The 24938-nt window shown below is 40.9% G+C and carries 23 protein-coding genes; 5 read left to right on the top strand and 18 right to left on the bottom strand.

Annotated elements, in window-relative coordinates; translation table 11 throughout:
• The 11 genes from KO534_RS21225 to KO534_RS21175 form a co-directional block, all read right to left on the bottom strand.
• Positions 1-3129 carry an efflux RND transporter permease subunit gene (locus KO534_RS21225; protein WP_215933064.1) on the bottom strand — a complete coding sequence of 1043 codons (3129 nt, stop codon included), beginning with the start codon at positions 3127-3129 and terminating at the stop codon, positions 1-3.
• Entirely contained in the window at positions 3129-4499 is a 1371-nt protein-coding gene (locus KO534_RS21220; protein ID WP_215933062.1) for an efflux RND transporter periplasmic adaptor subunit, read from the bottom strand. Before KO534_RS21220 ends, KO534_RS21225 begins: the two co-directional genes overlap by 1 nt.
• Before the next feature lie 385 nt (positions 4500-4884).
• Complete coding sequence (locus KO534_RS21215) at positions 4885-5070, bottom strand: hypothetical protein (protein ID WP_215933060.1); 186 nt, start codon at positions 5068-5070, stop codon at positions 4885-4887.
• A gap of 172 nt (positions 5071-5242) precedes the next feature.
• A complete protein-coding gene (locus KO534_RS21210; RefSeq protein WP_215933058.1) occupies positions 5243-5725 on the bottom strand; it encodes a DUF3617 domain-containing protein in 483 nt (160 codons plus the stop codon).
• Between the two features lie 43 nt (positions 5726-5768).
• A complete protein-coding gene (locus tag KO534_RS21205; protein WP_215933056.1) occupies positions 5769-6383 on the bottom strand; it encodes a CDP-alcohol phosphatidyltransferase family protein in 615 nt (204 codons plus the stop codon).
• On the bottom strand, positions 6380-7042 hold the full coding sequence (locus KO534_RS21200; RefSeq protein ID WP_215933054.1) for an ATP-binding cassette domain-containing protein: 663 nt from the start codon (positions 7040-7042) through the stop codon (positions 6380-6382). The genes KO534_RS21205 and KO534_RS21200 overlap by 4 nt, the downstream gene beginning before the upstream one ends.
• A gap of 1 nt (position 7043) precedes the next feature.
• Positions 7044-8651, bottom strand: coding sequence for an ABC transporter permease (locus KO534_RS21195; protein WP_215933052.1), 1608 nt, complete (start codon positions 8649-8651; stop codon positions 7044-7046).
• Positions 8627-9805, bottom strand: coding sequence for an ABC transporter substrate-binding protein (locus KO534_RS21190; protein ID WP_215933050.1), 1179 nt, complete (start codon positions 9803-9805; stop codon positions 8627-8629). The genes KO534_RS21195 and KO534_RS21190 overlap by 25 nt, the downstream gene beginning before the upstream one ends.
• Positions 9786-10571: a DUF547 domain-containing protein gene (locus KO534_RS21185; protein ID WP_252732335.1), complete on the bottom strand. Its 786-nt coding sequence runs from the start codon at positions 10569-10571 to the stop codon at positions 9786-9788. The genes KO534_RS21190 and KO534_RS21185 overlap by 20 nt, the downstream gene beginning before the upstream one ends.
• A gap of 57 nt (positions 10572-10628) precedes the next feature.
• Positions 10629-12770, bottom strand: coding sequence for an FAD-dependent oxidoreductase (locus KO534_RS21180; protein WP_215933046.1), 2142 nt, complete (start codon positions 12768-12770; stop codon positions 10629-10631).
• 150 nt (positions 12771-12920) lie between these two features.
• Positions 12921-13535 (bottom strand): 3'-5' exonuclease, encoded by a 615-nt coding sequence (locus tag KO534_RS21175; RefSeq protein WP_215933044.1) that lies wholly within the window; start codon positions 13533-13535, stop codon positions 12921-12923.
• 146 nt (positions 13536-13681) lie between these two features.
• Here KO534_RS21175 and KO534_RS21170 point away from each other — a divergent pair, with 146 nt between their 5' ends.
• Entirely contained in the window at positions 13682-14584 is a 903-nt protein-coding gene (locus KO534_RS21170; RefSeq protein WP_215933042.1) for a phosphoribulokinase, read from the top strand.
• An 11-nt stretch (positions 14585-14595) separates the two neighbouring features.
• On the top strand, positions 14596-14796 hold the full coding sequence (locus KO534_RS21165) for a hypothetical protein (protein WP_215933040.1): 201 nt from the start codon (positions 14596-14598) through the stop codon (positions 14794-14796).
• A 127-nt stretch (positions 14797-14923) separates the two neighbouring features.
• Here KO534_RS21165 and KO534_RS21160 read toward each other — a convergent pair whose 3' ends face one another.
• The 3 genes from KO534_RS21160 to KO534_RS21150 are packed head-to-tail and all read right to left on the bottom strand — an operon-like array spanning position 14924 to position 18147.
• Entirely contained in the window at positions 14924-15535 is a 612-nt protein-coding gene (locus tag KO534_RS21160; protein WP_252732334.1) for a gluconate 2-dehydrogenase subunit 3 family protein, read from the bottom strand.
• Positions 15532-17217, bottom strand: coding sequence for a GMC oxidoreductase (locus tag KO534_RS21155; protein WP_215933038.1), 1686 nt, complete (start codon positions 17215-17217; stop codon positions 15532-15534). The genes KO534_RS21160 and KO534_RS21155 overlap by 4 nt, the downstream gene beginning before the upstream one ends.
• 39 nt (positions 17218-17256) lie before the next feature.
• Entirely contained in the window at positions 17257-18147 is an 891-nt protein-coding gene (locus tag KO534_RS21150) for a hydroxypyruvate isomerase family protein (RefSeq protein ID WP_215933036.1), read from the bottom strand.
• A gap of 313 nt (positions 18148-18460) precedes the next feature.
• Here KO534_RS21150 and ompR point away from each other — a divergent pair, with 313 nt between their 5' ends.
• The 3 genes from ompR to KO534_RS21135 are packed head-to-tail and all read left to right on the top strand — an operon-like array spanning position 18461 to position 21647.
• Complete coding sequence (ompR, locus tag KO534_RS21145) at positions 18461-19189, top strand: osmolarity response regulator transcription factor OmpR (protein WP_215933033.1); 729 nt, start codon at positions 18461-18463, stop codon at positions 19187-19189.
• A 6-nt stretch (positions 19190-19195) separates the two neighbouring features.
• On the top strand, positions 19196-20497 hold the full coding sequence (gene envZ / locus KO534_RS21140; RefSeq protein ID WP_215933030.1) for a two-component system sensor histidine kinase EnvZ: 1302 nt from the start codon (positions 19196-19198) through the stop codon (positions 20495-20497).
• 28 nt (positions 20498-20525) lie between these two features.
• Entirely contained in the window at positions 20526-21647 is a 1122-nt protein-coding gene (locus KO534_RS21135) for a c-type cytochrome (protein ID WP_215933028.1), read from the top strand.
• 47 nt (positions 21648-21694) lie between these two features.
• On the opposite strand, the gene KO534_RS21130 is transcribed toward KO534_RS21135, so the two are convergent.
• The 4 genes from KO534_RS21130 to hslR form a co-directional block, all read right to left on the bottom strand.
• Entirely contained in the window at positions 21695-22333 is a 639-nt protein-coding gene (locus KO534_RS21130) for a chloramphenicol acetyltransferase (RefSeq protein WP_215933026.1), read from the bottom strand.
• A gap of 129 nt (positions 22334-22462) precedes the next feature.
• Positions 22463-23503, bottom strand: a complete 1041-nt coding sequence (locus tag KO534_RS21125; protein ID WP_215933024.1) for a GGDEF domain-containing protein — start codon at positions 23501-23503, stop codon at positions 22463-22465.
• A gap of 72 nt (positions 23504-23575) precedes the next feature.
• A complete protein-coding gene (hslO, locus tag KO534_RS21120; protein ID WP_215933022.1) occupies positions 23576-24466 on the bottom strand; it encodes an Hsp33 family molecular chaperone HslO in 891 nt (296 codons plus the stop codon).
• Positions 24467-24483: 17 nt separating this feature from the next.
• Positions 24484-24882 carry a ribosome-associated heat shock protein Hsp15 gene (hslR, locus tag KO534_RS21115; protein ID WP_215933020.1) on the bottom strand — a complete coding sequence of 133 codons (399 nt, stop codon included), beginning with the start codon at positions 24880-24882 and terminating at the stop codon, positions 24484-24486.
• Between the last annotated feature and the right edge of the window lie 56 nt (positions 24883-24938).

Below are 24938 nucleotides of genomic sequence, written 5' to 3'. Positions count from 1 at the left end.
CTATCCAAGATGGGCAACTTCTTCAGGCTCTATGCCTTCTTCTTCATTGGTTAACTCTATAAAACCAATATCTTCCATGATTCCATAGGCCGCCGGTAACACTAACAGCACCAACATTGTTGAAGTTAGCATTCCGAAGACGATACTGGTTACTAATGGGATTAACACTTGTGCCTGTAAGCTGGTTTCTAATAATAATGGAGCCATCCCGGCGATGGTGGTTATCGAAGTGAGGAAAATAGCTCGGAAGCGATCATGCACAGCCTGACTCGCAGCATCATGTAATACCATGCCTTCCTTAACCCGGTATTTAACAAATTCAACCAGTAAAATTGAATCATTCACCACCACACCAGCGAGGGATACAAAACCAATCATACTCGGCATAGTAAAATCGAGTCCCATAATATAGTGACCCATAATAGCGCCAATCAGTGCAAGTGGAATATTTAACATTACTACCAATGGCTCTCGGTAATTTTTAAACTGCAAACTTAATAATAAAAATACACCAGTAAGGGCAAGGAAGAAGCCGGAGAATATAGAATTATTGGTTTCTGCCCCGCTTTCGATTTCACCTTTTAATGAAATTTTAAGGTCGGGGTAGCGTTTTTTAAGTTCAGGAAACAAACGCTCTTGGGTATCACTTAATACTTCCGACGTATTGGCTTTAGCAGAGTCGATATTACCAAATACATTAACTACTCGTTGATGGTTAACATGACCGATACGAGCATAATCACGGTATTCCTCAATGGTGGCAACACTCACTAACGGTACACTTTGGCCGGTTTTAGAAAAGATAATCATATCGTCAAAATCAGCAAGGGCATCTTCGAGACGACTATCTAATTTAACGTTAATTTCGTAGGCTTCTCGCCCCTTGTAGATATCATTAACTTTGGCGCCTTGATAGGCCGAACGTAACTGCGTTGAGACTAGTTGCGCATCTACTCCTGCTGCTAATGCACCAGGTAGTAACTTCACTTTAAATTGCGGTTTTCCAGGGCGTAAATCATCAAGCACATTGGAAACACCGTCATAACCGATCAACCAGTTTTGAATTTCATAAGATGCCTTAGATAGCTCCCCAAGGTCATTACCACTTAACTGAATTTCAATCGCTCGCCCCGCCGGCCCCAATGAAGGCTCTTTAAATTGCAGGCTAATAATACCCGGTACTGACCCCGTATTGTTGCGCCAAGCGGGAGTAAAATCGGCAAGTGATGTATGCCGTAATTCAGTGTCTAAAATCTCTAAATTGACAGTTGCTAGGTGAGCCCCTGTTTCGCTGGAGTCACCATTTTCGCTATAGGCAACTTGGATATTTTTAATAAGTGCGAGCGACTCATTTTGTTGAAATTGGTCTTGGGTTTTACGAGCCGCAGTGATGAGCCTTTCAACCAATGCTTCGGTCGTTTCTAGAGGAGTGCCTTGTGGATACAGAATACGCGCTTCAAGCCTATTGCCTTCAAGATCAGGAAACGCCTTAAATTTTATGGTGCCAGTTACCAACATGCCGATTGAAAGTATCAACAAGGCAAAAGCTGAACCCACAGTAATGTAGCGATAGGTAATAGCTTTTTTAGCAAACTCTGTAAAAAGATCACGAAGTTTTAAAAAGTTAGCGTCGAAACGATTACGCCATTTGGGTTTCTCCTTTTGATGAGAATGCTCCAATGAATGCTTTAAGTGGTGAGGTAAAACCAAAAACGCTTCGAGTAAACTAAAGGTCAAAACAGCCAGCAAGACCACGGGTAGAACCCCCATTACTTGGCCCATATCTCCTTTCATAAACAACAAACTGCCAAACAATAGCGCCGATGTAATAAAAGAAGAAAACACCCCGCGGGCTACTTTTTGTGTGCCTGAAATAGCCGCTTCCATGGGGCTTTTGCCTTGATTATATTCATGGGAAATACTTTCTGACAGTACGATGGCATCATCCATTAAAATACCGATTGCCATTAACAAGGCAACCATAGAGATCATATTGATGCTCACGCCCAAGGTACTCATAACAGCTAAACCACCCAGGAAAGAAACGGGTAGTCCTAGTGCTATCCAAAAGGTATAGCGGTAACTAAAAAATAAGAAAAGTGCCAGTGTTGCTAGCAGTAATCCTTGCCATGCATTTTTCAATAATAATTGCAGTCGGTCTTTAACAATACTCGCAGCATCTTGGGTTAGCGTTAACTGGGTGCCGTCGGGTAAACGTAGGTTTTCTTGGTCAACAAATTCTTGTACCGCATCGAATATGGTGATGGTGTCGTCGCTGGAGTTTTTATTGACTTTGAGTAGAGCAGCTTGCTTGCCATCAAGCTCTACACGTTCTTCTAAATTTTCAAATTGATCTTCAATAGTAGCAATATCACCTAAGCGTATTTCTCCGCCTTTATTGGTGTTAATAATAACTAAAGAAGCTAATTCATCTGCGGTTTTACGGGAATTATCAAAACGAATTTGGTAGGACGTATCTTTGGATTCAAGTACACCAGCGGGTAATTCCAATGCTTGTGATTTAATCAAATCAGCAATATCGTTAATGCTCAAGTCGTATTGAAGCATGGTGTTTGGCTTAACCAAAACATTCAACTGATGGGTAGAAAAACCGGAAACGGTAACAATCGGGACTTGGGGTAAAGCCAGTAATTTATCGCGATAATACTCGGCTAACGCTTTAAGTTCGGGCGATGATAAGTTTTTTGCAGTTATCGCCACTGTTACAACGGCTTCGGTTCGCCCTAATTCTGTAATTACCGGATCTTCGGCATTTTCAGGGAAATCCATAATGCCATCGACTGCAGATTTAATATCATCTATAAATTGACGTATCTCTCCATCTTCCTGCATCTCCATGATCAGCATGCCAATATTATCGCGAGCTTCACAGCGCTGCTCTTTTGTGAAACTAATACCATCTGTCGCATCTTCTAACGGGTTACAAATCCCTTCTTCAACATCAGAAGGAGAAGCGCCAGGATAAGCAACACTAACCTGTACCTGATTAAGCTCTATCTTCGGAAATGTTTCTTTATTTAAACTGGGTAAGGCCACTAATCCAATGGCGATAATTGCCATCATTAAGATATTGGCTGCTGTTGGATGAGAAACGAAATAGCGGATCATTATTTTGTGCCCAAGGCGAGAGCTTCAAATTCTTTTTGGAATTCATCAGATTCGATCAGTTCAAGTTTAATGCCTTCAATAACCGGAACAAGATCACTGATGATTATCTTTTCACCTTCCTTGAGTCCCCCTTTAACCACCACTAACTGGCCTTGGGAATAGTTAATTTGAACAGGACGAATGGATAGGGTGTTTTTTTCACTCACAACATAAACACGATTTTCATGTAATGCTTTACGAGGAATAACCAGCATATCTGCAGCTTGAGAGAGGAATTCTACTGAAGCATACATGCCTTTTAGTAAGGGGGGACGTACTCCAGGGATCACGCCTTCATAAGGTTTGTCAACGGCAACAACCAAACCCACAGTGTCGCGCGTGGGGTCAACCGACTCGCTAATACGAAGGAGCACGCCATTCCATAGAGTATTTGGATCACCTCCAACAATACGAACATTTGCGTCTAGTTTCCAATGCGTAACCGCTTGCTGCAAATTGGTACTGCCCTGCAAGTTAACTAACTGAGCGTTACCGTCACCATTGATAGTACTCGCTAGAGGGCGTACATGTTTTATGGGTAATTGGGCATTAATTTCAACCGCTTCTATTCCCAAGGCTTCAAATAATTGACCACCCGCTGCGACAAATTCACCCACATCGACTGAAACAGTGCCTATTCGCGCATCAAAAGGGAGCACAACTTCGGTACGTATGAGGGAATCTTCACTCTGGTCAACCTGACTTTTTGATTGTTTAATTTGAGCACGTATCGACGCTTTTCGGCTTGCATAGGTATCGACTTGACCTTGTAAATCTTGCACTGTAGAGCTTAGTTGAAGGACTTTTTGCTCTTCAATATTAAGCTGATTTCTAGCGAGTGTACGAGCCTCTACCAACACTTTCACTCTTTCAAGCTCTGCTAATTCTAGCTCTAAGTTCTTTTGCGCAATTTGTAACGAACGTTTAGCACTTTTTTCTTCTGCTTCTATTTGTTGTAAGGACGATTGACTGCTCGCCAAGCCTGCTCTGCTAGAATCTAATGAAATCTCAAATGTGGTGGTTTCAATTCTTAAAACGGTTGTACCTTTAGGTAAACTGCCACCTTGTTTGAGTTCAGGGTGTATATAACTAACTTTGCCGTTTACTTCTGATTTAGCCTTTAACACCGTTGCTGGCTCTACATTGCCATAAGCCATAGCACGGGTACGAAAGGGGATTTTTTTAACGGTTAATACTTCAACTGTTTTTACTGGAAACTGTACGTTTTGGTGCTCAATCTCCTGCTTAGAATTGAGCTGTATAATCACCAAAGCCACCGCAGCAATAATAATAAGGGGCAGAAATATAAAATGAGTTAATATTTTTTTCATAATTTAAAGTATCTTTTGGAGATTATACTGAGGAACGATGATATTGATGCCAAGCTGATCTAAAGCTAAAACCTTTCAAAAAGTATATGCACTATTTATCAATAGTCACTTTTTAGTCGTTTCAGCCCTTTTGCGTAAGAACAACAGCTAGCTTAACGGTAATTCATATTTTGATATTGATGGTAATCAATTATTCTGTCAGCAATCTAAGTCATCCATATTCTACTGCGCCTAGATTGGCCAAATAATTCAATTCTGGGAACTAAAACTAATAGATATCCTCAATAGTCGGCCCAAATCATTCAGACCTCCAGTTACTTCGGCAAATATCTATTGAAGCGTCTGGCGGCCAACGTATTCCAAAAATCCAACCGTCTAAATTTAACTAGTCTTGTTTTTGAAATGAGGGATCGGGTTGATGCCGTTTTTTTGATTCACTATTTTTAAGTCTTTTTTCACGTTGTTTTTTTTCAAGTTCCGCTCGAATTTTTGCAGAGCCTTTATTTTTTGATGAACCGATTATTTCTTCTTCATCAAAATCGTCCAACTTAACACGATTATCTTTTCCCATGATACTTAGCTACTTTAGATTAAAAAACACCCTATGTGAGGATTCGATTGTAATGCCAAAGTTTTAAAAAATCACCTATTGAAATAGATCTTATTAGCTGCCGAAAAATAACGTCCGAATTGAACGGTTAATTGACTGCAGCTACACTTTTTTTTACCGAAAAACCTTGAAGCTAAGGGCAGCTTGCCGATTTCCACTCACCAACAGTAGTGATATTATTTTTACCCATACCTCCCATATCGCCTACGACTTGGCTTTCAACACGTTTGGAATTAATCACTTTAGTATTAATAGTCGTAGTGGCTTCTCCACCTGCACAGGTGAGTACACCGCTAAATTCCTGTGAAGTGCTTTTTTTCACTTGTAAGTCACAATCATTGCCTGCGGATTTAAACGACTCTTTCATTTGAGCCTCCATATCTTTAAGAGTTTCTTGGGTAATACATTGTTTAACTACAGGTATTTTCATTTTTTTAGAAATCATAGCGCCAAGGGTCGCTCTTTGTGACTCAGGTATATTGGCTAACATTGCTTCTATGTCCATTTCAGATGTTGTTTCCCAATAACCTAATTCCATATCTAAGGGTACCAGTTCAACATCAGCTTTAGCTTGGAGTGTGGTAATAGCTAACACCAATATAAATAATTTTTTCATAACAATTCCTTTTAATTGAGTTGATTGAGTAAACCAAATTTATTTACTTTAGCTTGTTGAGTGTTTGGTATCCACTAAAGATCCGCACGGCTGCAGTAATAAAACAAGCTGCAGTATAGACCAATGCGATAAAAACGAAGTTCTCGGGAAATAAACAAAACAAGCATAGTACCACTATGGTTTCAAAACCTTCTGCCAAGCCCCCCATATAATGCAAACTTTTGTTCGGATATTGAGGGTTAGCAATTTGGTGTTTACTGGCCATGATTGCAAAGGCTAAGAAGCAACTACCGGTAGCAGTGAACGACAACATTAACAGGCTGCCTGCTAATGCATTTTGTTGTGGATGACTCACAATAAAAGCAAAAACTATGGCCGAGTAAAAAATAAAGTCCAAAGAAATATCTAAAAACCCACCCGCATCTGTGGTGTGAGTTAGTCGCGCAACCGCTCCATCTAGCCCATCGCTCAATCGGTTAAGCAAAATAAGTAGTAAAGCTAAATCAAAATATTCAGCAATAATGGCAGGCACTGCCAACATCCCTATCGCGAATCCAAAAACAGTCACTTGATTTGCAGAAATACCCAGTCGAACTAAGGGTTGTGCCGCTAAAGCTAGTGGTGGCCTAAATATTTTGTTGAGTAAGGGATCGATCATTGGTTATTTGACTCTAAAACGTGGTAATAATCAGCTAAACATAGTTGTTGAGCTGATACGGGAATGTCCTCTACATCATGAGACACCATAACACTGGGAATATCTTGCTGGGCGAGTTGCTGAAATGCCCATGCCCCCATTTGTTGTCTGGTATTGGGATCTAATGCCGCAAATGGTTCGTCTAGCAACATAACTTGTGGCTGATTGGCTAATGCTCTAATTAAGCCAACTCTAGAACGTTCACCGCCACTGAGGTTTTGAGGGTAACGAACGGCAAGGTGGGCCAAGTTTATTTGTTCAAGCAAATCCATAGCTGCAGCACGCCTTTGTTTTTTAGAAGATAACTGCTGACTTTTGGGTAGTGCAAAACAAATATTGTCTTGAACATCAAGATGCGGAAACAGCAATACATCTTGCATTAATAACCCGACTTGCCTTTGCTCAATTGGCAAATCAGTTATGTTGGCACCCGATAAAATAATCTGACCTTTAATGCTGACGTGCTGAGGATTATTACCCAACAACCAATGTAATAAAGTCGACTTTCCGATACCACTTGGTCCAGTGACCACTAACAGTTCACCTTTGTGCACCTGAATATCTGGCAAGGTAATACACCAAGTTTTTGCTTCAATTTGGCAATCAATAACTTCTAACATCTTATCCTCCAACACTTCCTCTAAATCTTCGCGCTAACAATGCAGCAATAAAGAACGCCATAAAAGGTAAGATGGATTGTAATAATACGTAAAGTGCAATGAGATTTTGTTGACTACCAGTGCCTATCACTACCGCTTCAGTGGTGATAGTTGTGACTCGCCCCGCTCCTATCATTATAGTGGGGATGTATTGAGCAACGCTGACCGAAAAGGCAATTGCCAAACCTGTAAAAATAGCAGGAAGTAACAATCTAAATCTAACCAACCACCAGCTCTGCCACAGGGAGTATCCAAAGCTAGCGGCCAATAATTCGTAACGCTCATCAACATTCTGAAACGGACCTTTTAACACTAAATACCCGTAGGCAAAGGTAAAAGGTAAATGAGACAAAACAATCCAACCACTGTGATAACCACCTTGCAACCAAATATGTAAAATTTGCCAACCTAATACCATGCTCAGTTGCGGTAAAATAATAGCCAACAACCAATAATAATCAGGCCAGTATTGACCTCTTTGACGCTGTAGCTCCAACGCTAACAATGCCAGTGCCACCCCTAGTAAACCTGCTAAACCAGCAATTAACAGTGAATTTTGCAACGGTAATGCAAAAAACAACCACTCATCTCGCCACAATACGGTACTTAACTGACTAAAACTAGGGCGACTACTGTGCCAGTCATAACCTAAAGACCACAACACAAATACCAATATCATTAGGGCGGTCAACACACCTGATAGAGGTATCCAAGCTTTAAAAATAGGACTAATTCTTCCTACTAAAAAACGACGACCTTGGGTGGCGAGAGATTTACATCCAGCAAAGGCCAGCTTTTCATGGGCATATAATAACGATACTGACACCACCAATAGTAGTAACAGTAAAACATTAGACCAGAACCCCAACACCTGATCACCATCTGCAAAGCTCGTTTGCCAACGGTATACTGATACAGCAAATAGCTCGGGTATGTTTGGTCCAACTAACAAACTCACATCTACCACAGACAAAGTATAAGCAGTGGCCGCTAACAAGGCTAAACGTGATTGTTTAAGTAAGGGCGGAAACACTAAGAACCACCAACATCGATACGCTTGATAGCCCAAAGCTTTACCTTGTAGTAACCAATTTTTTATCGGTAATTGACGCCCTAAGGCACTAAAAATCAATAGAAAAAACGGTACTTCTTTTATAACAATAGTCAGAGTCAGAGTCGCCAATCCTTTCCTTGGAAGTCCTGAATCGACAAAAAATATGCTGCCGTCACTAAACAGAAACACTAGACCTATAGCGATAGCGAGATGAGGCATAGATAAAAGCGGCGCTAGGTATTTTTCAAAGGACTGTAACCGCTGGCTTAGGTGGTACTGGCTATATACCACAAACGCTATGTACAAGGAGATTAAGGAACTTAATATAGCCGTGAGCAACGTCATTACAATTGACGTTGTTAAACCTTGATAGCCTAAAAAAGACTCAAAACCGGCAAACGTGAGCGGCTCTTGCGGCCACAATCCCACAACAATACCCAAAATTGGCAACATAGAAATGCCAGCAACCAAGGACCATCCGCAGACTAATCCTAGCCGCCGTACTTTTGTTGCCATATGTCCTCAATAACGACATGCCACGAACTGTGCAGTTCTGGATGGGCAGGCATAGTGGCTTTTTCATCAAACAATGTAGTGATGACTGATGGGTCACCCCATACCCCCGAAAATTTTTCACGCTGAGCTTTTTCACTCAACATAAAGTTAATCACCACTTTAGCGGCTTCTGAATTTGGTGCATGTTTAGGAATAGCAAGGTTATGGCTATTGGTTATGGCACCATGAGTAAAGTAACGTCTCTCGCTCGACTCAGAAATCTGTTGGGTGCTTTTTTCTTTTAACCACTGATTAGGATTAAAGCTTACCGCCATTGAGAGGTTTTTTTGTTGATACAATAAAAATTGTTCCGCTGAAGAACTTGGAAAAGCTAAACCTTGTTGCCATAAATGCGGATGTAATTTATCTAAATACTGCCATAACGCGGGTAATAATTCGCTCTTAGCTTGTTCTGAGGCCAATTGATATAAGCGAGGATCCCCATGGCTTAAATCAATTAAGAGTTGTTTTAGAAAAGTCGTACCATGAAATTCAGGTGGCCTAGGATAAGTGACTGTTTGTGGATGATTTTTGGCCACATCTAATAACGAAGCTGCACTGAGTTGTTGTGCCGGATACAGGGCTTTCTCAGCAATTAAATTAAATTGCCCAATTCCCCATGGCACCTCAAAACCCTCCATTGGCTCACCAAAATCCACAGTGATAGGGAGTTTATCCACCGCCAAATTCGATGAGTTTGGGATCGTTGCCCATAAATTCCCCATTAAGAAACCCTGTTGCTTTAAATAGGCGAAATTTTCCCCGTTTACCCAAATTAGGTCGATAGCACTGGTACGGCCATTTTCCGCTTTAAGTCGAGACACGGGTTCGGAAGGGTCAGTGACTTTAACGTGAATGAGTCTAATGCGATATTGCCGCGCAATTTCACGTGTTGCCCATCGTAAATAATCATTTACCGCCTTTGAACCACCCCATGCATAAAAATACACTGACTGACCTTGAGCCGCTTTTAAGGTTTGTTGCCATTGTTTACTGCTTTGTTGAATAACATCTACAGTTGTTGACTCAGACTGAGCCTGCACGGCCGCCGCAAAAATCCAAAGTAAACATAGGATAAATCGACGGCTTAAAACCTTAAAACGTAGAGATGTCATTTAGCCGCCAATCGTAGTCTAAGAAACGAATACTATAGTCTTGTTTTTGCAACCAAGTCAGTTGTTGAGGGTAATTAGCCAATTCAGCTTGATATTCTTTAATCAGGTCTTCGAGCCGGTTAAATCCTTGCTGCCCTTTTTCAAAGTCTTCACGGTACCATTTAAAAATAGACGAAAGGTACACAGTATTCTCACTGATTTTGATAGTGTTGCGTTGGTCATCTGATAAAAACTGCAACATTTGACTATTTAATTGCTGATTCAGTTTATCAGCAACAAAAGCTTCAGGCCTCAATGGTGGACAACTTACTGCAGCACAAACTAAAGCCGCGTGAATACGCGGTCGTGCAAACCATTGGCGGATCATTTGGTGTTCTATATCATCTAAATTGCGCTTTTCGCCTAACAGCGTAAAAAACGATTGTTTCCACGGATTAGAGAAAAAACTACCTAAATCTTTAATCGATTTCGCTTTACCAGTTTGAAACTTAGCGTAGTTGTGAACAATCAATTGTAAGGTAAAACCGTTATACGCATTGATCAAAAAACTAAGTTGCTCATCACTGCTCCATTGCTGGTATTCGCTTTGTTTAACTGAAGATAGTTGGGCTAAATAGTGATTTAACTGTTCTGGCTTCTTATGAAGCTGCCCATAATCTACCCGCGTTTGTTTTTTATCGGGAGACAACTTGACGACTTTACTCAATACTTCAGTGAAGCTCTGGTGTTGATGGTCAAAGGCTTGTACTAGAGTTGAGATCATCATCAAAGCCGCCGTAAAGAAATAACAAAGTATTTTACCCTTAATCAATTTATTAACCATTTAGGAACGACGCCATGTATGAAAACGCTCAACAAATGCCAACAATTTTTCCGGTGTATGGGCTTTTTTCCAGTTCCCAGCGGCGTACTTGCTCGCTTCAGCCATAGTCGGATAAATATGAATTGTACCGAGAAGTTTATTCATACCAAGATTGTATTTCATTGCTAACACAAACTCTGCGATAAGCTCTCCTGCCTGGGCCCCTACAATAGTCGCCCCTAGTATTTTATCTTTATCTGGAGGTGTCAGTACTTTTACAAACCCTTTTGCGTGATCGTCTGCTAATGCTCGGTCTAAGCCACCGATATCATAACGGGTTACTTCGTATTCTACATTTTGCTCTTTCGCAGCTTGTTCGTTTAGACCTACAGTGGCAATTTCGGGGTCGGTAAAAGTTGCCCAAGGAATCACTCGGTAATCGACTTTGAAGGTTTTAAAGGGTCTAAATAACGCATTTACTGCTGCATACCATGCCTGGTGAGCTGCGGTATGGGTAAACTGGTAGGGACCCGCGACATCGCCAGCGGCCAAGATATTTGGATATTTGGTTTGCAACATCTCATTGGTCACCACCACTCTGTTGGTTTCAATGTCCAGTTTTTCTAAGCCAAAACCTTTTAAGTTAGCCATCCTACCCACTGCGATCAATATTTCATCAAAGGGTAATTTTTCCTGTTTACCGTCTTTTTCTAAAACAATAAACTTACCTTCAGGTGTTTTTTCAATGGCGGTTGCTCTAGTATTCAAACGCACGTCTACGCCGTCTTTTATTAATTGATCATACAAAAACTGGGCTGCGTCTGGATCTTCTTTAGCCAGTAATTGTGGCAACATTTCAACTTGCGTGACTTGTGTGCCTAAGCGACCAAAAGCTTGAGATAATTCACTCCCAATCGGCCCGCCACCTAACACCACTAAGCGTTTAGGTTGTTCGGTTAACTCCCACAGGTTATCAGCCGTTAAGTAATCTATATCCTGCAGTCCGGGAATGGGTGGCACAAAAGCACTGGCTCCCGTAGCGATCACAATATTTTTAGTGGTGAGCGATTGCACTCCATCGGCAGTCTGAATATCAACTTGCCAAGGCGAGACTATCGTAGCACTGCCCGTCACTACTTTTACCCCAAGGGACTCATAACGCTCGATAGAATCATGAGGCTCTATGGTTTTGATTACATTGTGTACTTGATTCATGACCGCTTTAAAGTCAACTTCTGGAGCTTGGTAATTAACCCCGGAATTAGCCGACACTTTATGGGTATGCGCTAATTTACTGGCATGTAATAAACTTTTCGAAGGTACACAGCCTGTATTTAAACAGTCTCCACCCATTTTGTGTTTTTCCACTAGCGTCACTGATGCCTTCACTGCGGCCGCGATATAGGCAGTGACTAACCCAGCAGAACCTGCACCAATGACCACCATATTACGGTCAAAGGATTTGGGTTTTTGCCAACCTTTATAGACCCGTTTTTGTTTGATGAAATTAATAATCAATTTAGCAATAATTGGGAAAATGCCTAATAACACAAAAGATAAAATCAGATCTCGAGAGACAATGTCAGATACCGCTTCGATCTCGGCTAGTTGCGTTCCAGCATTCACATAAACGGCCGTTCCAATGAGCATACCGATTTGGCTAACAAAGTAATAAGTCACGGTTTTGATACTGGTGACACCCATGACTAAATTGATAACAAAAAACGGGAAAATAGGCACCAGTCTTAAGCTTAACAAATAGAAAGGCCCATCTTTTTCAACACCTTTGTCTATTGCTTTAATACGCTCAGAAAAAGTGGCTTTAACCCAATCCCTAAGTAAAAACCGCGAGACTAAGAATGCCAGTGTGGCACCGATTGTAGAAGCAAAAGAAGCCAGTAGTAATCCAAAGCCTAATCCAAACAATGCACCGGCACCTAGGGTTAAAATAATCGCGCCGGGTAAACTAAGGGCTGTGGCCGCAACATAAATTACAAAATAAATAACAAATGCCTGCAACCAATTTGACTGAATGTATTCAGCTAAATCTTGTTGGTGCGCTTTTAAACTATCAAGAGTTAAATATTGCCCGATATCAAAAATAAAAAAAGCGGCGATCAACATCACAATAGTGACGAGAAGTAGCCCTCGTTTAAGATTCATTTAGTTTTGTCCTATGGTTGGAAGCTTCGCTAGCACTATTTACTCTGTATTTTACTATCTGTAATTAGTGCATTTGTTAAGTGAATACACGATTGAACATGACATGACCCGAGCTTATCCAGTTTTATTTCGTGATGATTGTGGCAGAGGCTAATGAATAGCACTTTTTGATTGTAAATTGGATTGTAATAAAGAAGCCGGTAAAGCTCCTTTTTCGACCCATTGCTGAAGCGCAAGTGCAATACTGCGCACGTCGTAAAGCGCGTTATGAATGTGTCCATTCAGTTCTAACCCCAAATGACTCGCTAATTCGCCGCTGCATAAATGCGCCCCATCTAGTTTTGCGTTTCGGGCGATGCGATGCAAATTATGAAATCCGCCATTAAAATCGAGCATCGCAACGCCACTTAATAAACAATTGTCTAGTAACACTCTTTTGTCATTGCCCCAAGAATAACAGGGTAACGTTCCTTGAGAGCAAAAAGCATGGAGTTGTGACAATGCATCTTGAAAATCGATACCCATATCATCCAAAACTTGTTGTTCTATTCCGGTTAGTTGCACTATATAGTCGCTTAACTTGGGATTAACAACGGGTTTGACTAAGGTATTAAAACTCGAAATGACTTGCACACAATTTGAATCTAGCGCAACTTTCACCGCGGCAATTTGAATAATCTCTCGGTGTTCCCAATCAAGAGACCAATTACGTTGCGCAGACCCTTCCCAAGCGGTGAATTCGGTATCAAAGATAATAATTTGCATAGCTCATTAATGCCGAATGATGGCTTAAAGTCAAACCCGATTTGATTTTAAGGACTATTTTTCAGTCGCTCAAAAATAACTAACACTTGACCGGTGTGCCAAGCTTGCTTATAAAAGACATCCATTAAACAAGCAAAGTGCGTTGAATGTCTGTAAAACACCCTATAATCGCTATCACTGGTTCGTCTGGTGCCGGCACAACTATGACTACCAATGCCATTAGACATATTTTTCGGAACTTGTCGGTCAATGCAGCTGTGGTGGCAGGGGATAGCTTCCACCGGTTTACTCGTCCAGAGATGGAAGTGGAGATCCGCAAAGCACAAGAACAAGGCAAGCACATTAGTTATTTTGGTCCCAAAGCCAATGACTTTGAAATGCTTGAAACATTGTTTACCGAATATGCTGAAACTGGCATGGGCAAGCACCGTCAGTATTTACATACTTTTGACGAGGCTGTGCCTTTTAATCAAATGCCCGGAACCTTTACGCCTTGGCAAGATTTACCTGAAAATACAGACGTTCTATTTTACGAGGGATTGCACGGCGGCGTCACCAACGACGAAGTAGATGTAGCTAAACACGTCGACTTATTAGTGGGCATGGTACCGATAGTTAATTTGGAATGGATCCAAAAAATAGTCAGAGATACCACCGACCGGGGGCATTCTCGTGAAGCGGTAATGAGCAGTATAGTACGTAGTCTCGACGACTATTTTAAATACATCACTCCCCAGTTTTCTCGCACTCATGTCAACTTTCAACGTGTTCCCACAGTGGATACCTCTAACCCTTTCAGCGCTAGAGAAATCCCCAGCCAAGACGAAAGTTTCGTTGTAGTACGTTTTCGACGGGAAATGAAAAATGTCGACTACCCCTATTTGCTCAAAATGATTGACGGGTCATTTATGTCTCGCATCAATACTATTGTTGTACCTGGTGGAAAAATGGGTCTTGCGATGGAATTGATCCTCATGCCACTGCTAGAAGAATTGTTGGACAAAAAACGCCGTGCTGGTTTTCAGATGGACTGGGTCAGTGAAAAATAACGGAAGTACCTATGAATACTGAACCTAAATTATCATTAAAGGTCCGCGTATTGATTGGTATTATTGCGTTACCTTCACTGATTTTGGCTGCAATGATTATTTCAATGTTAATAAACCAGACCCAAGGTGAGGTTAGTTTTTTTGAAGTAATTTATTCATTGGTGGGTGTTTTTGCGATGTACTTGGCGCTTACTGGTAAAAAATTCTTTTAAGGTTAGTGCCTTTCTAATTACAACCTAAAGCTAGCTATTAAATTATTCTATTACCCATAAAACCTGCGGACTCGGCGCTGATTGACAGCGCCTTTTTGTAATAAAGTAACCTAGTTACGCAGGTTTATTAAAACCAGGCTCTATCACCTTTTTTGTAATCTAATTCACCGTTATATTTACCCGGAACAGCCTCGTAGCGTAACACTTGAGTCGCCGCCTCCTTTGAGGTAAAAAAACTAAACAAGGTTAACTGCTTAATCAAGGTAAAATAATGTGGAAGCGGCTTTTCATCGCTACTTTCTCTGTCGTAAGGAGTATTCGATAGATAGTAGATATTTTGTTGATGATTATAGTCTTTAGCTGCAGCATCCAGTTGATTGATGAATTCTGTTTTCTCAATGCTGCTCAATAATAAATAAGGTGAACCATAACTTTTTTCAACATTTTTATTGAGGGAATGTAGCCCTTTCACCAAGGTGTCACGTTCTCGAGAGGTATAACAGTCATTCGCTATTATAAGTGCCATTAGACCAGCGTTCACGTCTTTCGCGCCGGGAGTGTTAGTACGAGGCAAAATGACTTCGGCAATTTCATTAAACAAAAGAAGATCGTCTGATTTAAATACCGTATCAGTTAACGGCACTTTGCTTTTCAATTCGTAAGCTAAAGCATTGCCACCTACCATAGCCACACCTGTGGTGGCCATGATCATCTTTAACAAATCACGTCTTTGCATCATAGGTTCCTCTTGTTAAGTTCTTCAACAGCGTAATGCGCAGCTCTGGCGGTTAAGGCCATATAAGTTAAAGAAGGATTAACACAAGATGCCGAAGTCATACACGCACCATCAGTCACAAAAACATTGGGGGCATCCCAAATTTGGTTGTGTTTATTCAGTACAGAGGTTTTGGGATCTCTCCCCATTCTGGCGGTGCCCATTTCATGGATCCCTTTTCCTATAGGCGATGCCCCATCCCAACCTTGTACATTTTTAGCGCCCGCCGCCTCTAAAATTTCGACTGCATCTTGTTTCATATCCTTGCGCATACGTAATTCATTTGCCTGCAATTCCGCATCCATGGATAAAACAGGCAGTCCCCATTTGTCTTTTACACTTTTGTCCAATGTCACTTTATTTCTGTGGTCGGCCAAAATCTCGCCGAAACCACCCATGCCAATATTCCATGAACCAGGTTCTGCCAAAGCATTTTTAAAGTCAGCTCCTATACCTAATTCAGCCACATTTTGTTGCCAACTTGATCGAGATGCTGAGCCCTGGTAACCAAAACCACGGATATAATCTCGTTTGTCTTTACCCCAATTACGAAATCTTGGAATGTAAAATCCACAGGGTCGTTTACCTGAATAATATTTGTCCTCAAAACCTTCGATGCTGCCGTGTGCGCCAACAGCTAAGTGATGATCCATCACATTATGACCCAGCTCCCCGGAACTTGAGCCTAATCCTTTATCCCACACATCAGTGGCAGAGTTCATCATTATCCAAGTAGAATTTAAAGTGGAAGCATTTAAGAAAATAATTTTACTTGTAAACTCATAGGTTAAATTGGTTTCAGCATCTAACACCTCAACACCCGTGGCTTTTTTAGTGTTTTTGTCGTACAGCACTTTAGTCACGATAGAAAAGGGTCTGACGGTGAGATTACCGGTTTTCATTGCTACAGGTAGGGTAGAAGATTGAGTACTAAAATAACCACCAAAGGGACAACCTAGCCAACATTTGTTTCTATATTGACAACCAACTCGGTTTTGCTCGGGCATGGGTTGAGTGATATTAGCGGTGCGGCTATGGATAAGGTGGCGCATACCTTTGTAAACTTTCTCAATACGTTTGGCTACATCTTTTTCAACGACATTTAGCGGCACTGGTGGTAAGAATTGACCATCTGGTAATACATCTAAGCCTTCTTGGGTACCAGCTATACCCGCAAATTTCTCAACATAGTCATACCAAGGTGCTATGTCTGAGTAGCGAATTGGCCAATCGACCGCAATGCCGTCTTTTAAATTGGCCGTAAAATCCTCGGCATTCCAGCGATAACTTTGACGCCCCCAAAGTAAAGAGCGTCCACCTAAGTGATAACCTCTGAACCAGTCAAAACGTTTCACTTCAGTGTAGGGGTGTTCTTTATCGTTAGCCCACATTCCACTGGTCATTTCATTTAAGGTGTATTCACGAGCCAGCTTAGGGTTATCCGCTTTCATTTGCTGGGTAGGTAATCCTCTATGAGGATAGTCCCAGGTTTCGTGCATTGCGTTGGTATAGTCTTTGATGTGTTCGATATTGCGACCACGTTCAAGCATTAATACTTTTAGGCCTTTTTCGGCTAGTTCTTTAGCCGCCCAACCTCCGCTGATACCAGAACCCACTACTATTGCGTCGTACTCATTCGTCGCCATAAATTTTTCCCGTTTTTATAAACTAGTTACTATTGGTTACTAAACATCACATATGTGGATAGCTTGCCTTAACGACTCTGCTCGCCCTTCTGGAGTATTGGGAGTTGGGATAAACTCTTGTGCTAAATACCCTTGATATCCAGTTTTTAAAATCGCTTTTACAATCGCCGGATAAAATAGCTCTTGTGTATCGTCTATTTCATTTCGTCCGGGTACGCCGGCAGTATGGTAATGTCCAAAATACTGATGGTTGTCACCAATAGTTCGAATGATATCGCCCTCATTTATTTGCATGTGATAAATGTCGTAAAGCAACTTGAAGTTAGGTGAATCCAGTTGTTTGCATAACTCGATACCCCAAGCTGAGTTATCTGCCATATAATCTGGGTGGTCGATTTTACTGTTGAAAAGCTCCATTTGAATCATGACACCCTGTTTTTGGGCAGCAGGAAGAATTCGCCGTAAACCTTCTACCGCATTCTTTAATCCTTGTTCGGGGTCCATTCCCCTAGCGTTACCACTAAAACACACTAAGTTTTTATACCCAGCTTGAGATACGAGTTCGATATGAGCAAGATATCGACGTGTTAACTCATCATGAAATTCTGGGTGGATCCAACCATCAACCAAATTTAACTCTGCGCCATTACACATAGACGAATCAATATTATGCTTTTTGAGAGAAGGCCAGTCTTCAGGCCCGACTAAATCAATGGCGCTAAATCCTAGCGACTTAACCAATACGCAAAGTTGTTCTATGTCTAAATCACCATAAGTCCAACGACTTACTGAATGCTTAACATTACCCTTGAGTCCATTATTACTGTGCTTCGAAACACTTGGCTCAGATGCAGCCACAACTTTGCCAGCAATGACTGCTGCGCTTGATAACGCCATGCCCTGTAATAATTTACGCCGAGAATTACTCATACTTTCACCGTTTACTTAATTGAATGACGATAGTTGCATTGCCAATTTAGCCAGTAACAATGTAATGGCATTAACAATTTTACAACACTTAATTTTCATAAAATAACGAGGTTTTAGTGATTAGTCGATAAATAAACTGACTTACTTTGGATGAGCCAACACAATTCGCTGAAAATCACTGGAAAATTAACTAAAGCGAAACTTATGACAAACTTTGTAACAATCCATCCCCCTTTGACATAACGGCAACCTTTTGAATTAACAGTCTTTCACATATAGTGTACGTAATTGCGTAATACACTTTGGATTTGTCATGGGTCAAGAAACTACAAAAATTTTAGTCGTGGATGACGACATGCGTCTACGTAGCTTGTTAGAACGTTACTTAGTCGAACAGGGTTTTCAGGTTAGAGCTGCGGCCAATTCTGAACAAATGGATCGATTTTTGGAGCGTGAGAATTTTCATCTTATGGTGCTTGATTTAATGTTACCGGGTGAAGACGGTTTGACTATCTGTCGCCGTTTACGTCAAAAAGAAAACGAAATTCCGATCATAATGCTAACAGCTAAAGGTGATGAAGTTGACCGTATTATTGGTCTAGAAATGGGGGCAGACGATTATCTTCCAAAACCTTTTAATCCTAGAGAGTTACTCGCCAGAATCAAAGCCGTGTTGCGCCGCAAAACTATCGAGGCACCGGGAGCCCCCTCTTTAGAAGAACAAATAATAGAATTTGGTAAGTACTCGCTTAATCTAGGCACCAGAGAAATGAATGTTGATGGACAAGCGATGACACTTACTAGTGGCGAATTTGCAGTGCTTAAATCCCTAGTGACTCATCCTAGAGAACCCTTGTCTCGCGATAAATTAATGAATTTAGCACGGGGCCGAGACTATAGTGCTTTAGAACGCAGTATCGATGTGCAGGTTTCTCGATTGCGCCGAATGCTTGAAGAAGATCCTGCCAATCCTCGTTATATACAAACAGTTTGGGGCCTAGGTTACGTATTTGTACCTGATGGTGAGAGTAGCCCTGCGTAAAATAAAGTGAGATTTCTACCCAAAAGTGCCTTTGGCCAAACTGTTCTGTTGATAGGTATTTTGCTGTTTATCAACCAAGTTGTGTCTTTAGTTTCAGTGACCTTTTATTTCGTTAGCCCAAATGTACAGCAAATCAATAACTTACTTGCCACACAAATCAAGCTGGCTTTTGTTGAAGATATTGATAGTCATACTCCACAGTTAGATACCCATTTTTATCAAGCTGCCGGAATGCAGGTTTATAACTACTCTGACGCCGTTAAAAACGGCTTAGAACAAGCCACTCCGTACCAGTCTTGGTCTAGGCAAATGTCAGATAGTTTAGGTGGTGAGGCAAAAGTCAGGATCACCCATGGCGAACCCTATTTGTATTGGATCAATCCTCCGCAAAATCCTGATATTTGGATCACTATACCTATGGTGGGTTTAGGGCAAGGCGATGGCTCTCCGCATTTGGTTTACCTATTAATGATTGGCATTCTGAGTGTAGGTGGCAGTCTAATTTTTGTGCGGCGCTTAAACCGCCCCTTAAAAGCCCTACAAGACGCAGCCTTGTTAGTAGGACGCGGCCAAGTACCCAAACCTTTGAAAGAGGAAGGTTCTAGCGAACTAATAGCAGTAACCCATGCATTTAATCAAATGTCGAAAGGTATCAAACAATTGGAAGATGACCGAGCCCTACTGACCGCAGGGATCTCTCACGACCTACGTACTCCACTTACGCGTATAAGGTTGGCCTCGGAGATGTTACCTGAGTCACAAGATTGGGTAAAAGAAGGCATTGTTCACGATATTGAGGATATGAATGAAATTATCGACCAATTTATTGATTATGTGCGCCAAGACCAACAAGAATGCATGGAAGAAAGTAACTTAAATGATTTAATACGAGATGCCGCACAAGTCAGAAACATTGAAGAAAATCACAAAATCAAACTAGACCTAGCGCCATTACCTAAAACACTCATAAGGCGTGTCGCCCTAAAAAGAGTGTTAGATAATTTGATTGAAAACGCCTTTCGTTATGGCAGTGACAATATCGAAATCACTTCTCGACATAGTAAAAAAGACAAACAGTTATGTTTCTCGATTCGTGATTTTGGTCCAGGTATTCCAGATGAGCAAATACAGAACCTTTTTGAACCATTTACGCAGGGTGACAAAGCCAGAGGAAGCTTGGGTTCAGGGCTAGGTTTAGCGATTATAAAACGTATAGTTGAAATGCACTCAGGCAAAGTTACGTTGCAAAATCATGCGCAAGGGGGCTTAATTGCGACTGTCACTATTGGTTATCAAGTAATGGGTTAACTGGCTCATTAACTAAAGGACTTAGAGCATGAGCATACTTCTCAAGCAAATTGCAGTCGCAATGGCGTTAGCCCATCTAACCATATCAAATATTGCTGTTGCAAAAAAAATCTATGAAAAACAAGCTCCTCCTCGAGAGCTAAGCCTAGAACAAGCCGCAACTGCAGCAGCTAATTACCAAAAATATTGTGTTTTATGTCACGGTGAAAACCGTGAAGGACACAAAAATGACCATGCACCTTCTCTGCGCGCTAAGAGTTTATTTGAATCCGGTGTCCCCCATTCCATTCTGCGACCTATTTCATATGGACGAGAAGGTACCGCCATGGGAGGTTACCTTGATGAAATGGGTGGACCGATGACACTAGATGAAGTTTGGGATTTAACCTATTGGTTATTCTGGCAATCAAGTGCCCAACGGATAAAGTTATCTGAAAACCCTGTTCAAGGAGATATCATAAGGGGCGAGCAGGTATATCAAGAAAACTGCGCTTCTTGTCACGGTAAAAATGGCGAAGGAGTCAATGCACCCGCCTTAGGCAATCAATCTGCCTTAGCGCATAACAAAGACGAATTTATTCGTTACGCCATAGAAAACGGTCGTCAAGACACACCAATGGTAGCTTTTGACGAGAAATTATCAGCTGCGGACATCGACAATGTCACAGCGTTTATCCGCAGTAAAGCAAGCGGTTGGAAGGCTGAAAAAGTGATGTTAAGTGCAATGCCTAACCCCGACCAATATATTCTTAATCCAGAAAATGACGACCCAGTTTTTACGTTAGACCAAGGAATGTACGTCTCCTCTAAAGATTTATATCAAGCCATATTAGATAAAAAGAAAATGGTTTTGCTGGATACACGAGTTGCCTCAGTGTGGCAAAGAGCCCATATTGAGGGTGCAATACCCTTTCCGTATTACACTGAGTTAGAAGGCCACCTAAAAGATCTACCCAAAGATGTGCAAATCGTAGGTTACTGCTCATGCCCAAGAGCAGCCACAGAGTATGTCGTTAAGCAACTCAGAGAGCTGGGTTACAGCAAAACTGCGGTATTGTATGAAGGTATATTTGGTTGGATGAATTTTGGTTACCCGGTGATGCGAGCAGAAGGCATAGTTGATAACGAACAAGAGTCGCCCCAACATTAATGAAACAACACCATTAAACTTAACTATTTATTGCTTGACGATTAGATTTACTTGCGAATAAAAAAATCCGCAAAATTCTGTTGTAACTTTTCAAAGTACTGCCCTACATGTAAGCCGTCAACTAGCGCATGATGTACTTCTACTGACACAGGCATCAATATTTCATTGTGAGTACGTTTATATTTTCCCATAACAATTCTGGGTATCGAGTCATGTTTATCTTGTTTTTGCGCATGGGCGAAACTAGTGAAATGCAACCAAGGTAATACTGAACAAAAGATCTTATTATGCTGTTGATTGGATGAAACCAAAGACTTGAAACCGTTTTTTACTCTTTCTAGTTGTTGGGTCGCATCTTGGTAAAACGAATCGAAATTTGTACACTCACCGAATTCACAAAAACTGAAACTTTCATCCTTATTAAGCACAGTACAACTTAATTCTAAATTGTCGTGGATATCGACTTCGTTATCATTGATTCGATACCTAAACGCTTCAATTTGATTGGCTGTGTATCCGAGAAGAAATAACGAACAAATAAAATAAGAAAGATGATTTTGTTTGCAATAATTTAGAGTGTTAGCGACATCAACTGTGGCGCACACATTAAAAAACGGTTGTTTAAACTGGGAATAAAACTCAAAGTGTTGTTTTCTATTCCAACTTTTAAGGTCAATTTTTTTCATAAAACTCGATGCTGTATTGGAATTTCCAAGATATTAACCTGTTTGCGCTTGATATATGAATAGATTACTTGAATACACTCAACAATGGCTTTTTGAAGCCGAATAGGATTATCAAACAAATGAGTCTTATCAACTCATGACGATTCGATTTCTGCCTTCTTTTTTACCTTGATACAACGCTTTATCTGCTAAATCCACACAATGTTCGACACTAGAAAGTTGTTCTCCTTTGAGCACACAAATGCCTATGGTGGCCGTTACTTTTAGTTTGAGATTATTGTTCAAATTGATGCTTGCTTGTTCGATACTCAGGCGAATATTATTTGCAATGTCATGGGCGGTTTGTTTGTCAATATCTTTAATCACCACAATAAACTCTTCCCCCCCAAACCTGCCCGCTAAGTCACTGTTATTGCGTACATTTTGTTTTATCAATTGGGCAACTTGCTTCAAACAGAGATCTCCAGCCAAATGACCATGACTGTCGTTAATTGTTTTAAAGTGATCAAGATCTATCATCATTACTGACATAGCACTATTTTCTTGTTTCGCTTGATCAATTGCCGTTTGTACAAAGCTCATCACTGAACGGCGGTTATTGAGCCCAGTTAACAAATCAGTCTCGGCTTGTTTACTAATTTGATCGCCTAAAGCTCCGTAAATTCGATTAAATTCAACCCCTAGTTTTGTTGCCATTAACACGGCCAAACACAACCAAACTGCCCTTGACTTGGTTTTAGCCTGAGGTACATTTTCAAAGGTATAATCTGGAAAAACGCCAACACTCAAAAACAAACCAATCACAACCGTGATGACAGTCAGTCCAGTCAACCATGTATATTTTGCATTACTGACCAAGGCGATAAAAATGGGAATAATAGGAAATAAATAGGCGAATTGACTGTTTATACCACCAGACACGAATGTGATAGGGGCTAACACCAGTATACCTACATTGACGAATAACAGAGGGTGCCAAGACTTAGGCGTAGTGTATTTTAAATAAAAAAATACACTACCCATTGCCACTGAATTCACTATCCCAACATAAGTAAATAAAACGTCTTGCTGAATCAGTAGTGGTCTAACTATGGTCGCCAATGACGTCATGAAAAAAATCAAAAAAGCGCATTTTTCAGTGATTACATGCCTAATTTTTTCAATAAACACTCAACTGTCCTTACTAAAATCGATGCTAGCTAAACCTCAGGTCAAACGTTAACATCAATTAAGACTCAACAACTAGCCTTGCCCAACAGGAATATTAAAAGTACCCGCATGAATACTTTCTACATCAATGGCATCAAAACTATATTCGGTATGGCAATATTGGCAATTCATTTTTATGTCGCCGTCTTTGGCGATTATATCCAACAACTCTTCTTTACTTATTCCTGAAAGCGCATTGGCGCTGCGCTCTTTGCTGCAATTACATTTAAAAACCACTTCAGTAGCAGGATACAATTCTATGTCTTCTTGATGATATAAACGGTGTAAAATATCATTAGCTGGCAATTCAAATAACTCTTCATTTTTAATGGTTTCAGTTAAGGCGCTTAGGTGCTCAAAGGCTGTATCAACTTTATCTGTAGCTTGACTGCTAGTAGGCAAAATTTGTAAGAACATACCACAGGCTTTGGCTTGATTTTCAACCAATTGCGTTCGTAAAATCACCTTGGTGGCGAGTTGTTCGGATTGTTGAAAATAACCTTCGATACATTCTGCCAAAGTCGGTTTATCTAATGCCACCATGCCTTGATAGCGCTCACCATGTTCAGGAGTAATAGTGATCACCAGCACCCCTTTTTGTACTAAATCGCTAAAGTTTGTAGGCAATTCTATTAATGCTTCATCCCAACGGGCAACGCCTCTTAATTGTTGATTGTGTGTGCCGTTGATTACTGCGTAACTAAGTGGCCCCTCTCCTTGAATTTGAATGGCAATATCTCCTTCAAATTTTAACGTGGCGGTTAATAAACTTGCGGCGGCCATCAACTCCCCCAAGAGCTGCTGTATAACAGGCGGGTAGGGATACGAATCCAAAATCGCTTGGTAACTTTTTTCTAGGCGCACCATTTCACCTCTAACATTGCCTTGATTGAATAAATACCGATGAAGTTGGTCAAATGCCATATTATTTACCTTGCGAATTACTGTTGTTTAAATTGAATGATTTGGCGACGCTGCTTTTTGTCTGGTCGATGGTCAGGTCTAGGACTATGAAAAATGCTAAGTTTACGTGCTTCTGCGTTTCTTGCACGTAAGGATTCACTGGCCGAGGTTTCTTTGTACATTAATTGCGCTAATGGCGCTCCCTGTCGCTGTTCTTGTAACTGCATTACCACAACATCTTTTAAATCATAACCTTGGGGAACTTTTATGGTTGCTCCCAACTCTACTATTTTGCCAGGTTTACTGCGTTGCCCGTTGTATTGTACTTTGCCAGATTGTACAGCGTCTCTGGCAAGAGAACGGGTTTTATAAAAGCGTGCAGCCCAAAGCCACTTGTCTAAGCGTACATTTTTGCTTTTATCAGGGGTTTTTTGCATAGGTTAGACTCTTTAAATTTGTAATTTTTTGTAACGATCGAAGATTAAGGTTGTCG

It is taken from the genome of Paraglaciecola arctica (genome assembly GCF_018861065.1).
In the GTDB taxonomy this organism is placed as follows: Bacteria; Pseudomonadota; Gammaproteobacteria; order Enterobacterales; family Alteromonadaceae; genus Paraglaciecola; species Paraglaciecola arctica_B.
This window is presented reverse-complemented; position numbering and strand designations above follow the sequence as displayed.

Bases quoted from the DNA above. Each gene is read 5' to 3' on its own strand.
- KO534_RS21225 (WP_215933064.1), bottom strand. From the start codon at position 3,129: ATGATCCGCTATTTCGTTTCTCATCCAACAGCAGCCAATATCTTAATG.
- KO534_RS21220 (WP_215933062.1), bottom strand. From the start codon at position 4,499: ATGAAAAAAATATTAACTCATTTTATATTTCTGCCCCTTATTATTATT.
- KO534_RS21215 (WP_215933060.1), bottom strand. From the start codon at position 5,070: ATGGGAAAAGATAATCGTGTTAAGTTGGACGATTTTGATGAAGAAGAA.
- KO534_RS21210 (WP_215933058.1), bottom strand. From the start codon at position 5,725: ATGAAAAAATTATTTATATTGGTGTTAGCTATTACCACACTCCAAGCT.
- KO534_RS21205 (WP_215933056.1), bottom strand. From the start codon at position 6,383: ATGATCGATCCCTTACTCAACAAAATATTTAGGCCACCACTAGCTTTA.
- KO534_RS21200 (WP_215933054.1), bottom strand. From the start codon at position 7,042: ATGTTAGAAGTTATTGATTGCCAAATTGAAGCAAAAACTTGGTGTATT.
- KO534_RS21195 (WP_215933052.1), bottom strand. From the start codon at position 8,651: ATGGCAACAAAAGTACGGCGGCTAGGATTAGTCTGCGGATGGTCCTTG.
- KO534_RS21190 (WP_215933050.1), bottom strand. From the start codon at position 9,805: ATGACATCTCTACGTTTTAAGGTTTTAAGCCGTCGATTTATCCTATGT.
- KO534_RS21185 (WP_252732335.1), bottom strand. From the start codon at position 10,571: ATGATGATCTCAACTCTAGTACAAGCCTTTGACCATCAACACCAGAGC.
- KO534_RS21180 (WP_215933046.1), bottom strand. From the start codon at position 12,770: ATGAATCTTAAACGAGGGCTACTTCTCGTCACTATTGTGATGTTGATC.
- KO534_RS21175 (WP_215933044.1), bottom strand. From the start codon at position 13,535: ATGCAAATTATTATCTTTGATACCGAATTCACCGCTTGGGAAGGGTCT.
- KO534_RS21170 (WP_215933042.1), top strand. From the start codon at position 13,682: ATGTCTGTAAAACACCCTATAATCGCTATCACTGGTTCGTCTGGTGCC.
- KO534_RS21165 (WP_215933040.1), top strand. From the start codon at position 14,596: ATGAATACTGAACCTAAATTATCATTAAAGGTCCGCGTATTGATTGGT.
- KO534_RS21160 (WP_252732334.1), bottom strand. From the start codon at position 15,535: ATGATGCAAAGACGTGATTTGTTAAAGATGATCATGGCCACCACAGGT.
- KO534_RS21155 (WP_215933038.1), bottom strand. From the start codon at position 17,217: ATGGCGACGAATGAGTACGACGCAATAGTAGTGGGTTCTGGTATCAGC.
- KO534_RS21150 (WP_215933036.1), bottom strand. From the start codon at position 18,147: ATGAGTAATTCTCGGCGTAAATTATTACAGGGCATGGCGTTATCAAGC.
- ompR (WP_215933033.1), top strand. From the start codon at position 18,461: ATGGGTCAAGAAACTACAAAAATTTTAGTCGTGGATGACGACATGCGT.
- KO534_RS21135 (WP_215933028.1), top strand. From the start codon at position 20,526: ATGAGCATACTTCTCAAGCAAATTGCAGTCGCAATGGCGTTAGCCCAT.
- KO534_RS21130 (WP_215933026.1), bottom strand. From the start codon at position 22,333: ATGAAAAAAATTGACCTTAAAAGTTGGAATAGAAAACAACACTTTGAG.
- hslO (WP_215933022.1), bottom strand. From the start codon at position 24,466: ATGGCATTTGACCAACTTCATCGGTATTTATTCAATCAAGGCAATGTT.
- hslR (WP_215933020.1), bottom strand. From the start codon at position 24,882: ATGCAAAAAACCCCTGATAAAAGCAAAAATGTACGCTTAGACAAGTGG.